General features: G+C 37.9%; 11 protein-coding genes, 1 rRNA gene and 1 other annotated feature. Of the genes, 1 reads left to right on the top strand and 11 read right to left on the bottom strand.

What is annotated here, in order from left to right; all coding sequences use genetic code 11:
• Positions 1–32: 32 nt before the first annotated feature.
• The 8 genes from AAFN87_RS19725 to pdxS all read right to left on the bottom strand — a co-directional run bounded on the left by AAFN87_RS19725 (position 33) and on the right by pdxS (position 5,959).
• Complete coding sequence (locus AAFN87_RS19725) at positions 33–1,313, bottom strand: alpha/beta hydrolase (protein WP_347792772.1); 1,281 nt, start codon at positions 1,311–1,313, stop codon at positions 33–35.
• 27 nt (positions 1,314–1,340) lie between these two features.
• Positions 1,341–1,619 carry a DUF3784 domain-containing protein gene (locus tag AAFN87_RS19730; RefSeq protein WP_347792773.1) on the bottom strand — a complete coding sequence of 93 codons (279 nt, stop codon included), beginning with the start codon at positions 1,617–1,619 and terminating at the stop codon, positions 1,341–1,343.
• A 13-nt stretch (positions 1,620–1,632) separates the two neighbouring features.
• Positions 1,633–1,995 (bottom strand): hypothetical protein, encoded by a 363-nt coding sequence (locus AAFN87_RS19735; RefSeq protein ID WP_347792774.1) that lies wholly within the window; start codon positions 1,993–1,995, stop codon positions 1,633–1,635.
• Entirely contained in the window at positions 1,992–2,210 is a 219-nt protein-coding gene (locus tag AAFN87_RS19740; protein WP_347792775.1) for a helix-turn-helix transcriptional regulator, read from the bottom strand. The genes AAFN87_RS19735 and AAFN87_RS19740 overlap by 4 nt, the downstream gene beginning before the upstream one ends.
• 165 nt (positions 2,211–2,375) lie before the next feature.
• On the bottom strand, positions 2,376–2,810 hold the full coding sequence (locus tag AAFN87_RS19745) for a GNAT family N-acetyltransferase (RefSeq protein ID WP_347792776.1): 435 nt from the start codon (positions 2,808–2,810) through the stop codon (positions 2,376–2,378).
• 54 nt (positions 2,811–2,864) lie between these two features.
• A complete protein-coding gene (gene serS, locus AAFN87_RS19750) occupies positions 2,865–4,151 on the bottom strand; it encodes a serine--tRNA ligase (RefSeq protein WP_347792777.1) in 1,287 nt (428 codons plus the stop codon).
• Between the two features lie 88 nt (positions 4,152–4,239).
• Positions 4,240–4,458: a binding site (T-box leader), on the bottom strand.
• A 48-nt stretch (positions 4,459–4,506) separates the two neighbouring features.
• Positions 4,507–5,073, bottom strand: a complete 567-nt coding sequence (gene pdxT / locus AAFN87_RS19755; protein WP_347792778.1) for a pyridoxal 5'-phosphate synthase glutaminase subunit PdxT — start codon at positions 5,071–5,073, stop codon at positions 4,507–4,509.
• A 1-nt stretch (position 5,074) separates the two neighbouring features.
• A complete protein-coding gene (gene pdxS / locus AAFN87_RS19760) occupies positions 5,075–5,959 on the bottom strand; it encodes a pyridoxal 5'-phosphate synthase lyase subunit PdxS (RefSeq protein WP_347792779.1) in 885 nt (294 codons plus the stop codon).
• A gap of 103 nt (positions 5,960–6,062) precedes the next feature.
• Here pdxS and pdxR point away from each other — a divergent pair, with 103 nt between their 5' ends.
• Entirely contained in the window at positions 6,063–7,454 is a 1,392-nt protein-coding gene (gene pdxR / locus AAFN87_RS19765) for a MocR-like pyridoxine biosynthesis transcription factor PdxR (protein WP_347792780.1), read from the top strand.
• 422 nt (positions 7,455–7,876) lie between these two features.
• Here pdxR and AAFN87_RS19770 read toward each other — a convergent pair whose 3' ends face one another.
• The 3 genes from AAFN87_RS19770 to rrf all read right to left on the bottom strand — a co-directional run bounded on the left by AAFN87_RS19770 (position 7,877) and on the right by rrf (position 11,599).
• Positions 7,877–9,205 (bottom strand): serine hydrolase, encoded by a 1,329-nt coding sequence (locus AAFN87_RS19770; protein WP_481886501.1) that lies wholly within the window; start codon positions 9,203–9,205, stop codon positions 7,877–7,879.
• A gap of 145 nt (positions 9,206–9,350) precedes the next feature.
• Positions 9,351–10,814 carry an IMP dehydrogenase gene (gene guaB / locus AAFN87_RS19775; RefSeq protein WP_347792781.1) on the bottom strand — a complete coding sequence of 488 codons (1,464 nt, stop codon included), beginning with the start codon at positions 10,812–10,814 and terminating at the stop codon, positions 9,351–9,353.
• 669 nt (positions 10,815–11,483) lie between these two features.
• Positions 11,484–11,599 (bottom strand): 5S ribosomal RNA (rrf, locus tag AAFN87_RS19780).
• Between the last annotated feature and the right edge of the window lie 166 nt (positions 11,600–11,765).

Genomic DNA, 11,765 nt, shown 5'->3' on the forward strand with positions numbered 1-11,765 from the left:
ACTTTCTGGACATCCTTCTAAAAATTTTTAGATTACTCTATTAACTCCACGATCGCTGGCAAAATATCTGGGTGTAGAGCAAGCTCTGCATTAGTGTATGTAGCTAAATTTTCTGCTCTATCTAATGGAGCCTTCTTTAAAAAATGATTCATTCCTTCGATTATCATAACCTCATCGGCTACTTCACCTAATTTCTGTGCATCAGCAACAGATACTTGCAAATCAGTTGTTCCTTGCAACACATATTTTTTCGTTTTCGCATTTTCTAATTCTGTCACGGGATTATATTTTAACCATGACATTAAATACGGTTGTGAAGCTTTAGCAAATAGAGACTGCAATTCATTACTAATAGAATCCACAGTTTGCCCTAATTTTAATGTTGCAAATATTGACTGACTTTCTTCTAACAAAGAAGGTGGTAGCTGAGCGCTTAGCTGTTCCAGTATTACCTCATCAATTGTACGACCAGCACCTGCAAGTAAGATTATGGAATCGACCTGCTGTTGCTGTGCTGCTATCGAAGCTAATAATGCCCCCTCACTATGACCGATAATATGCACTTCTGAAAAACGCCCGTCATTTTGCACATACTGAACAATACTCGCAACATCTTTGGCAAAGTCATCAATAGTAAGAGCAGTTGGATCATTTACTAATTGAATATTATCCCCTATACCGCGTTTATCATATCGAATGGATGCTATTCCTTGTTCAGCTAATCCTTCTGCTAACATCTTATAGCTATTATTTGTCATACCTACCGCGTTGCCATCTTTATTCGTAGGACCTGATCCTGCCACAATAATGGCAATGTCTGTTGGCTTATCATTAGATAATTGCAAAGCCGCTTTCAATGTGCCGCCTTGTACTGGTATATCAATCATCTCGTACGTTTCATTTGTAACCTGTCCTTGTTCAACATGCGTTAGAGAGATAGGAAATGTACCACCATTTTGTGAGAACGTTCCCTTTATCTTTCCTTCATGCAGTGTTCCCTCAATTTCAATTTTTTGTCCCTGGAGCGTGATAGCCATTTCAAATTGATTACCGTTTAACTTAATACTCTCTGCTTGCAAATTTGCAATGCCTTGAATGGGTACAGATAATGCACCTGTTGTTTCATTTAATGAAACAATAATTTCAAGTGGACTATTTGGAAGCTCAATATTTCCTTTCCATTCACCAAACAAGGTTGGATCCACAGCAATGTCACTATTAATTACCTCATTATTTGTCTCTTGCTTTGACTCTTCCTTGTTACATGCTACTAAACTTAATGCAATGATACTTGCAAAAATCACTCTTTTCATCCTATAATCCCCTTTGTTTTTCTATATTTATTCAACTAATTTCATATTCACATATATTATTTGCAATAATATAATCCCAATGGAAGCCATTATAAAATAATCAGGGTTTGCCACACCAACAAGTCCGCAAACAAGTAAAACAGCCCCTAAAATGGCCATCGTACTACCAACAAGACGTGAAAGTTTCGTTTTGTCCGTAACTCTCTTCTCGTTAAATCCAGCTAATAACCAGGTCATCTTTTTTACACCTACTAAAAAACCAAATACTAAAAAAATAGCGCTAATAATGATTAAATTCGTTTCCATTCATCCATCCCCCTCAATATTGTTTTACGATTGCTGGTACTACATAAAATGGGATAAATAGTGTTAACACTAAATATAGTAGTACCATTTCCTGATTTATGTTGAAATCAAACATTCCTTGTTGATTAGTAGCTATGAGTAACAACATAACAGCATTCAATCCAAACAGGCTTCTAAGTGACCACTTAGAAATATTTGCATTCACGCGATCATCAAATTCAATCTCTTCTTTTTGCATTTGCACACGCTTGTATTTGGCTAAAAAAAGTAAGGGGGCAATAATACCAAGTAAAATTCCCTTTAGCATTATGCTATCTAACACATAAAGTACTATTAAAAAGCAGACAAGTGGTACATAGGTAAATAATTTGCTCATGCCTCATCCTCCATCCAAAATAGTGTTTCAATCGACGTTTCTAATGCTGCAGCAATTAATAAACAAACTTTAATTGTTGGATTGTATTTTTGTGCTTCAATTAAATTCATAGTTTGTCGTGTAACTCCAACAAGTTTTGCTAAATCACCTTGCGTTAAGTGCCCCAATTCAATTCTTCGGATTTTGACACTATTTTTCACCTGAATATCTTTCAACCAAAAACCCACCTCCTAATTTCCGGTATATTTTCAAATTGATTGTAACATATATTTTAACTTTGTCACATATATATTACATTTTATTTTTTAAAAAGACCGACTTATCAAAACGATACGTCGGTTTCCAGTTATTTCTTTTATTTTGAATAGGCGATAATAAGATCACTGTAACAAGTCCTTCTCAAACACAATTTTATGTCGACCTTTATCATCTATAAATGTGTGAACGATATCAAATCCTGCCTTCAAATTGACGATAAGCATTGCCTTTTTCTCATTACGCCCATATGTCCGAATGCGCGTATAGCCTTGCTGCTGACACCATGTATGTTGTGCCTCCATTAACCGACTGGCTATGCCGCGCTGCTGGTATACGGGATGGACGCCACCTAGCCAGCTATAAAACACACCATCTTCTTGTTCGTAACCAAATTTAAATCCTACAACAATGTCATCCTCTACCGCTAAAAACGCGCAAAAATTTTGTTTACCAATAAGCTTTTCTGGCTTAAATACTTCATCAAAAACTAGTTTATGTACAATTTGCATGCCATCGACCAAATCCTGTGGCAACTCTGTAAACTGTAAAATGTTCATTTCGACTCCCCCTTTTAAAAAAAGGCCCCCACACGAGTGAGAGCCCTTCATCATTTATTTTGCTGGTGCTGCAATAACTGTTTTTCCGCCCATATACGGTACTAAAACTTCAGGAATTTTTACGCTTCCGTCTGCCTGTTGGTAATTTTCTAAAATAGCCGCAACTGTACGACCAAGAGCAAGACCTGAACCGTTTAATGTATGCACATATTCTGGCTTTGCCCCATGCTCACGACGGAAACGAATGTTTGCACGGCGCGCTTGGAAGTCTTCGAAATTTGAACAAGAAGAAATTTCACGGTACATATCTTGCGTTGGGAACCATACTTCAAGATCGTATTTCTTCGCTGCAGTGAAGCCTAAGTCAGACGTATTCATTAATAGTTTGCGGTACGGTAAACCTAAAAGCTGTAATACTTTTTCTGCATGACCAGTTAATAACTCTAATTGCTCATATGATTCCTCTGGTTTTACGAAACGCACTAATTCTACTTTATTGAATTGGTGTTGGCGGATTAAACCACGAGTATCACGGCCCGCTGAACCTGCTTCAGAACGGAAGCAAGCGCTGAATGCCGCAAATCCTTTTGGCAACATGTCTCCATCAATAATTTCATCACGATAGAAGTTTGTGACAGGTACTTCAGCTGTTGGAATCATAAAGTAATCCGTATCTGTTAATTTGAAAACATCTTCTTCAAATTTCGGTAATTGACCTGTACCTGTTAAGCTGTCGCGGTTGACGATTACTGGTGGTAGCATTTCCTCATAACCATGCTCATCAGAATGTAGATCCATCATAAAGCTCATTAATGCACGTTCTAAACGGGCACCTAAACCACGGTAAAATAAGAAACGGCTACCCGTTACTTTACCTGCACGCTCAAAATCGACTACTTCAAGGTCAGTTGCAATATCCCAGTGTGGCTTTGGTTCGAAATCGAATGTTGGGATGTCTCCCCAAGTAGCGACAGTTACATTATCATCTTCCGTTTCTCCAACTGGCACAGATTCGTGTGGAATGTTTGGCAGACGCATCATCATGTAGTCGAACTTTTCTTCTACTTCACGTAATTCATTATCTAATACTTTAATTTCATCGCCTACTTCACGCATACGTGCGATCACTTCATCGGCATTTTCTTTATTACGTTTCATAACAGAAATTTGCTCAGATACTTTATTGCGCTCCGCTTTTAATACTTCTGTTTTTGCGATTAAATCACGACGCTTTGCATCTAACGCTTCAAATTCATCAATATTTCCTAAGTCTTCATTACGTGTAAGAAGTACCTTTTTTATTTCTTCATAATTGTCTCGAACACGTTTAATATCTAACATGTTTATTCCTCCGTTTCGTTTATTTGATGATAGTCGTTCCGCTTTGCCCTGCTAGTGCGTTAAAACACAAAAAAGCCCTCATCCCCTGGAAAGGGACGAGAGCTACCCGCGTTGCCACCCTAATTGAATAAACACATTATGTGCCTATTCCACTTATGTCATAACGGCTTTAGTCACCGGTCTCGCCTACTTTAATTTCAGCAAGACAACTCAAGGACGGATTCACAAGTGCTTTTATTAGCTTTCACCAACCGCTAACTCTCTAAGAAAAAACGAGCTTGTTACTATTTCCTATCATCGCATTCACAATTTAAAATTTAACCATACTGTACTATATGCGATTTATTTTTGCAAGCTACATTGCTACAACTTTTTCAACAAAGTAACGTAACAATCGTAAATCAGTCGTTAATTCCGGATGAAAAGCACAACCTAGCATATGTTGCTGCCTCGCTAACACGATTTTCCCTTCAAATGTGGCAAGCACCTCTACATCTTTTCCAACTTCCACAATATGCGGTGCACGAATGAATACAGCTTTCACATCATCATCAATATGTTTGACTGGTAGCTCCACTTCAAAGCTATCAATCTGCCTACCATAGGAATTGCGCTCTACTACAATATCCATTACAGCAAAATGGGACTCTTGCCCGATTACTTCACGCGCCAGTAATATTAAGCCTGCACATGTACCGAAAACAGGTAGCCCATTTGAAATCGCATCACGAATCGGCTCAAGTAACTGACCGCGCTCTAATAATTTTCGCATCGCTGTACTTTCTCCACCAGGCAAAATGAGGCCGTCTAATTGCGGCAAATGCTGTACTTCTTTTACAAGAACTACCTCACAGTTTAGCGCTTCAAGCATTTGTGCGTGTTCCCTAACAGCACCTTGTAATGCTAAAATGCCGATTTTCATCTTACCAGCCTCGCTCTTGCATACGTTCATGCTGTCCTAGCTGTGCAATATCAATACCTTTCATCGGTACACCAAGCTCTTTTGAAATTTCAGCAATAAGCTTGTAGTCCTTGTAATGCGTCGTTGCTTCTACAATAGCACGCGCAAATTTTTCTGGATTTTCCGATTTAAAAATACCCGAACCAACAAATACTCCATCTGCGCCAAGCTCCATCATTAGTGCCGCATCTGCAGGAGTAGCTACACCACCTGCTGCAAAATTTACAACTGGCAAACGTCCATTACGTTTAATTTCACGTAGTAACTCAAATGATGCACCTAATAATTTTGCCTCTGTCATTAGTTCGTCTTCTGTCATACTAACTACTTTTCGTACTTGTGCATTCACTTTACGAATATGGCGTACAGCCTCAACAATATTACCTGTCCCCGGCTCACCTTTCGTACGCAGCATAGCAGCTCCTTCACCAATTCGACGTGCAGCCTCTCCTAAATCGCGACAGCCACATACGAACGGTACTGTATAATCACTTTTTAATAAATGGTACTCTTCATCAGCTGGTGTTAATACTTCACTTTCGTCAATATAGTCAACTCCCATTGCCTCTAGCACACGTGCTTCGACAATATGACCAATACGCGCCTTTGCCATAACAGGAATGGATACCGCCCCCATCACTTCTTCCACAATACGCGGATCAGCCATGCGTGCTACGCCGCCCGCTTTTCGAATATCTGATGGTACGCGTTCTAATGCCATTACCGCTACTGCACCTGCAGCTTCAGCAATTTTAGCTTGCTCTGCATTAATTACGTCCATAATGACGCCACCCTTTTGCATTTCTGCCATCCCACGTTTAAGCATATCAGTTCCTAATTGTTTCATTTTTCTACCTCCACCTTTGTGATGATGTTTAGTATAATAGAAATTGACCATTTCGGAATATTCAGTTTAGTAAAATTTAAGGTGGTCAGTTAAGAGGTGGATAATGGATTTATTACTTTTTCAATTAGAAAAACACATTGGAAAACCGCTTTATGAGCAGCTTTATACCGGCATTAAAGAAGCCATTATTACTAAAAAAATTACAGTCGGGGAAAAATTGCCATCTAAAAGACAGCTTGCGGATTTTTTAAATATTAGCCAAACAACTATTGAGCTTGCGTATGGACAGCTCCTTGCAGAAGGCTATATCGCTTCGAAGCCACGCATCGGCTATTTCGTTGAAGAAATTGATGAGTTACCTTTTATCGAAAAGCAGACAAATACTTTGCCAGCGTACGAAAAAAAGAACTACGCTACCGATTTCTCACCCGGCAAAATTGATGAAGATTCTTTTCCTTTTACAATATGGCGTAAATATGCCAAAGAGATGCTCGATACAAGTTTTAAAGAGCTCCTACAAATAGGGGATCGTCAAGGGGAATACGAGCTACGCGTCCAAATCGCCAGTTATTTATATCAATCACGAGGCATTAACTGTACACCGGAGCAAATTGTTATTGGTTCTGGGACAGAGCATTTAATGCCGATGATTTTACGGCTATTCGATGGAGCAAAAATGGCAATTGAAAACCCGGGTTACTCCGCGATCCCGCGAAATCAATATGAGCAATCAATAGTTCCTGTCAATGTAGATGCAGACGGCTTGCAAATTGATGAACTCGAAAAAACTGATGCAAACTTAGTGTATATTACACCTTCACATCAATTCCCTACCGGTGCAGTATTATCTGCAGCACGGCGCACGCAATTATTAAAATGGGCATCACAAAAAGTATCTCGATATATTATAGAAGATGATTACGATAGCGAATTTCGTTATATTGGAAAACCAATTCCCGCTTTGCATGGACTCGATCAAAACGATAAGGTCATTTATATGAGCACCTTTACAAAATCACTTATGCCTTCTCTGCGCGTTGCTTATTTCGTATTACCACACGCGCTCTTAGTTCGCTATAACGAAATATTAAGCTATTATTCAGCAACAGTACCTCGCTTTGATCAGCATATTTTAGCGCACTTTATGAAAGATGGACATTTTGCTAAGCATTTAAATCGCATGCGTAAAATTTATCGGAAAAAGCATGACAAATTAATTTCTATATTAGACAAACATTATCCGTCGATTGAAGTTTCTGGGGATATTGCGGGTATGCATATATTAATTCAAGTGCCGCATGAAAAATCAGAGTTTGAATTACAGCAACTCGCTGCACAAAATGACATTTATATTTTACCCATTTCAAACTATTTATTCGCACCTATTCCGCTCGGCCAACCTACTTTTTTATTAGGTTTTGGTGGCATTCCACTCGAACAAATTGAACAACATATTCATAAGTTAATGAAGATTTGGGGCGTTAGCAAATGCTAATGCTCCGCTAATTTAATATGGTAGTCTTCAAACCATGAACCAATCTGTATAAAGAATGCAAGACGCGAAGGATTCTACTATTATTTACCAAGCATCAGAAAACAAAACGATGCTCTTATAAGAGGTTAGTAGCTGTTCTAATAGGTCTTTTTCGAATAGTGCACGAAAAAAAATCTTTATTCAATAGCTGTACTTTTAAGGTTGATTGGACGACACTCGCATAATTCGGATATAGATTTTTCTTTATACTACTTTTTATTTTGTAAAAGTCATTAAAAGATGTTCTTAATATATCTTTTTTTCGTAACCACCTAATGTTTTCATTTCCCACGGAATACTCCGATTGTTGTCTTTGTACATATTTGCTCAATATTAAAAAGGAATTGCCTCGAAAAGAGACAATTCCTTGAATTTTATTTATTTTAGAATAAACCACCAATGAGACCTGTTACACTACTCCAAAGATTACTGAAGAAGTTACCGATTCCTTGGAAGAATAATGAAAAGCCACTAGCACGCTCTACAGCACTTGTTGTTACAACATCCGCTGTAAACTCCTTACCGTCGATAAAACCGTAGTCTGTGCCTTCTGTACGCTCAATAACTACTTGTCCAACGACTGTACCTTCTTCAACTGCTGCTTCCAGTTCATCTTTCGATAATGTGAGTACCGGCTTATATAAATCCTTCTCATTCGTTTTCACCATGAATGAAATTGGCTCTTTTACCGCAATATTTACGCTGTCCTCTTTACCTTTTGTTACAGGTATTGATTTTTTATCTTCGAATACATAGTTAGCTGGTAAAATTTCTTGCTTAGAAAACTGACCGAAACCATAGTCGAATAGTTTCGCAGTAGCATCAAAGCGAGCTGCATAAGAACCTACACCGTTTTCATCGACTGCTTTCATCACGACTGAAATTAATCGTGTACCGTTGCGCTCAGCTGTTCCTGTGAAGCAGTAACCAGCAAAATTTGTTGTACCTGTTTTTAAGCCATCCACACCTTCGTATTTATAAACTAAGCCTGGTAGCATGAAGTTCCAATTCGACATTTCAATCTCATCGTCTGTTCCTTCACGGAATTTCTTTTTTTCAATTTTAGATGTTTCTAGTACTTCCGGGTGGTCCTTTAATAAATGATATGCAAGTTTTGCCACAGATTTTGCTGGCATAACGTTTTCATCTTCAGCACCTGTACCATCTGGATGCTTACCGAACAAATCTGCGTTATTTAAGCCTGTAGAGTTTACAAACTTATAGCCTTCAAGCCCTAAATCTTCTGCTTTCTTATTCATAAGTTTTATGAATTCAGCTTCTGACCCTGCGATTGTTTCAGCGATTGCTACAGTTGCTGCATTGGCAGAATAAATCGCCATAGCTTCATATAATTCACGAATTGTATATATACCATCTGCGCGCAGCGGCACATTACTTAATGCACGATTTTGAGACATTTTATATGTGTATTCATTAACATGATACTCTTGATCCCAAGTGATTGTACCTGCTTTAATCGCATCTAGTAATAAGTATTCCGTCATCATTTTCGTCATACTCGCAATACCTAGTGGCGTATTCGCATTTTGTTCATATAAAATTTTCCCCGAGTCTGCATCAATTAAAATCGCTGCATCGACTGTTAAACCTAAATCTGTTTCTGCTTTTGTTGCTGGCACTGCTACAAACAGGCTCAGTAGCAACATTGGAATCATCAGTAAACTGACAATTTTAGTGCTTACTTTATTCACAAGGCTACCTCCGTTAAATATAAGTTTTCTTATCTTCCGTCATTTTATCATAAAATCCTTGTTAAATGCGGTATGTTCCTAATAAAAAACACTCTTCTTACATCAATTTTTGACGTTAGAAGAGTGTAAAAGTTGCAGTTTTATATTACATTGAATAGTTTGGTGCTTCTTTTGTGATTTGTACATCATGTGGATGTGATTCACGAAGACCTGCACCCGTCATGCGAATGAACTGAGATTCTTCACGTAGTGCTTGTAAATTGGCTGTTCCACAGTAACCCATACCAGCACGAACACCGCCAACTAATTGGTGAATCGTATCAGCTAAAGGCCCTTTATAAGGAAGACGCCCTTCAATTCCTTCTGGTACTAATTTTTTTGCATCTTCTTGGAAGTAACGATCTTTTGAACCTTTTTCCATTGCGCCAAGTGAACCCATACCACGGTATACTTTAAAACGACGTCCTTGGAAAATTTCTGTTTCACCTGGAGATTCAGTAGTACCTGCTAAAAGTGATCCTAGCATTACAACATGTCCACCTGCAGCAAGAGCTTTTACGATATCACCAGAATACTTAATACCGCCATCCGCGATAATTGCTTTACCATATTCACGTGCTACTGATGCCGCATCATATATAGCTGTAATTTGAGGAACACCTACGCCCGCTACTACACGTGTTGTACAAATAGAACCTGGACCAATTCCAACCTTCACTACGTCAGCACCAGCTTCAAATAATGCGCGTGTCCCTTCGCCAGTAGCTACGTTACCTGCAATTATTTCTAAGTCAGGATATGCTGCACGAATTGCTTTAATTGTATCAAGTACTCCTTGTGAGTGCCCGTGCGCTGTATCAATAGTAATAATATCTACTTGTGCCTCTACAAGCTTCGCAATACGTGGCATCGTATCTTTTGATACACCAACTGCCGCCCCAACAACTAAACGACCATGAACATCTTTTGCTGCATTTGGGAACTCGATTACTTTTTCGATATCTTTAATTGTAATTAAGCCAGTTAACTTACCTGTGTTATCAACGATAGGTAATTTTTCAATTTTGTATTGTTGAAGAATTTTTTCTGCATCTTCTAGCGTCGTTCCCTCTGAAGCAGTAATTAAATCTTCTTTCGTCATGACATCATCAATTTTTAAAGAGTAGTCCGAGATAAAACGTAAATCACGGTTTGTAATAATTCCGACTAATTTTTGATCGTCCATGTTATTTACAATTGGAACACCCGAAATGCGGTATTTACCCATTAAATGTTCTGCATCGAATACTTGGTGCTCTGGTGTTAAAAAGAATGGATTTGTAATAACACCGTTTTCTGAGCGTTTTACTTTTTCTACTTCTTCAGCTTGCTCGTCAATTGTCATGTTTTTATGGATAATACCAAGACCACCTTGACGTGCCATTGCAATCGCCATTTTTGCTTCTGTTACTGTGTCCATCCCTGCACTCACCATTGGAATGTTTAACTTGATTTTTGGAGTTAATTGTACAGATAAATCAACGTCTTTTGGTAACACTTCTGATTTTGCTGGTACTAATAATACATCATCAAATGTTAAACCTTCTTTAGCAAATTTTGTTTCCCACATTTCGAAAAATTCCTCCTAGTAAAAGAATATTATTGTAAGGTTAACAACGCGACTTGTTAGTGTCAAGAAACTTTAAAAAGAAAAACTATTCGGACTATTCCACTTGATTATTAAGTGGTAAAAATACTCTTAAAATAAGCACATTTTCTTTCAAAGTTTATTAGAAATTCCCCCATTCTACGACACGTTTCTATATAAAACAATAAGTAATCTCTATAGTATTTGCACAATAAACAATACTATTTATGCCCCTATTAATTAATTTTATCTTTTTCCATTATTACAATGTGATTTTATAACGTAATTAATACAGCTAATTCTTTGTTCGTTTAGTTTAACAATATTTATAAATAAACTCGGTTATATTTTTCTGTTAATATTCGAAAAAATAGCTTCGCAAAAATGATTTGAAAATTTGGCTGTTTATTTGCTTTGCAGTACCCGGACCTTTCGGGATATAGGAAGCTAACCCAAAGAAGTAAAGACTGATGAGCGTAATATTAGCCGCCCTTTAAGTAATTCCTTGTACTTCTTGGTGCTGCCCTGTCTATGCACTTTTTACAAATTATCATTTATGAAAAAGTGTAATACCCTATGAGTTTGAATGTTCTTTCTTTAGCATTCCAATGTATAAAAAAAAACCACTATAAATAGTGGTTTTTTTGAGTTGCTTAGCGATGTCCTACTCTCACAGGGGGAAGCCCCCAACTACCATCGGCGCTAAAGAGCTTAACTTCCGTGTTCGGTATGGGAACGGGTGTGACCTCTTTGCCATCATCACTAAACTATTTTGGCTTTCAAAATACAGAGTATCTTGAAACCCTTTTAAAAGAATTATTCTTTCAAAACTGGATAAACGTTTCATTGAAATAAGTTTTATATTTGGTTAAGTCCTCGATCGATTAGTATTCGTCAGCTCCATGTGTCACCACACTTCCACCTCGAACCTAT

The sequence above is a fragment of the Solibacillus sp. CAU 1738 genome, from assembly GCF_039888725.1.
Taxonomy (GTDB): Bacteria; Bacillota; Bacilli; order Bacillales_A; family Planococcaceae; genus Metasolibacillus.

Bases quoted from the DNA above. Each gene is read 5' to 3' on its own strand.
- AAFN87_RS19725 (WP_347792772.1), bottom strand. From the start codon at position 1,313: ATGAAAAGAGTGATTTTTGCAAGTATCATTGCATTAAGTTTAGTAGCA.
- AAFN87_RS19730 (WP_347792773.1), bottom strand. From the start codon at position 1,619: ATGGAAACGAATTTAATCATTATTAGCGCTATTTTTTTAGTATTTGGT.
- AAFN87_RS19735 (WP_347792774.1), bottom strand. From the start codon at position 1,995: ATGAGCAAATTATTTACCTATGTACCACTTGTCTGCTTTTTAATAGTA.
- AAFN87_RS19745 (WP_347792776.1), bottom strand. From the start codon at position 2,810: ATGAACATTTTACAGTTTACAGAGTTGCCACAGGATTTGGTCGATGGC.
- serS (WP_347792777.1), bottom strand. From the start codon at position 4,151: ATGTTAGATATTAAACGTGTTCGAGACAATTATGAAGAAATAAAAAAG.
- pdxT (WP_347792778.1), bottom strand. From the start codon at position 5,073: ATGAAAATCGGCATTTTAGCATTACAAGGTGCTGTTAGGGAACACGCA.
- pdxS (WP_347792779.1), bottom strand. From the start codon at position 5,959: ATGAAACAATTAGGAACTGATATGCTTAAACGTGGGATGGCAGAAATG.
- pdxR (WP_347792780.1), top strand. From the start codon at position 6,063: ATGGATTTATTACTTTTTCAATTAGAAAAACACATTGGAAAACCGCTT.
- guaB (WP_347792781.1), bottom strand. From the start codon at position 10,814: ATGTGGGAAACAAAATTTGCTAAAGAAGGTTTAACATTTGATGATGTA.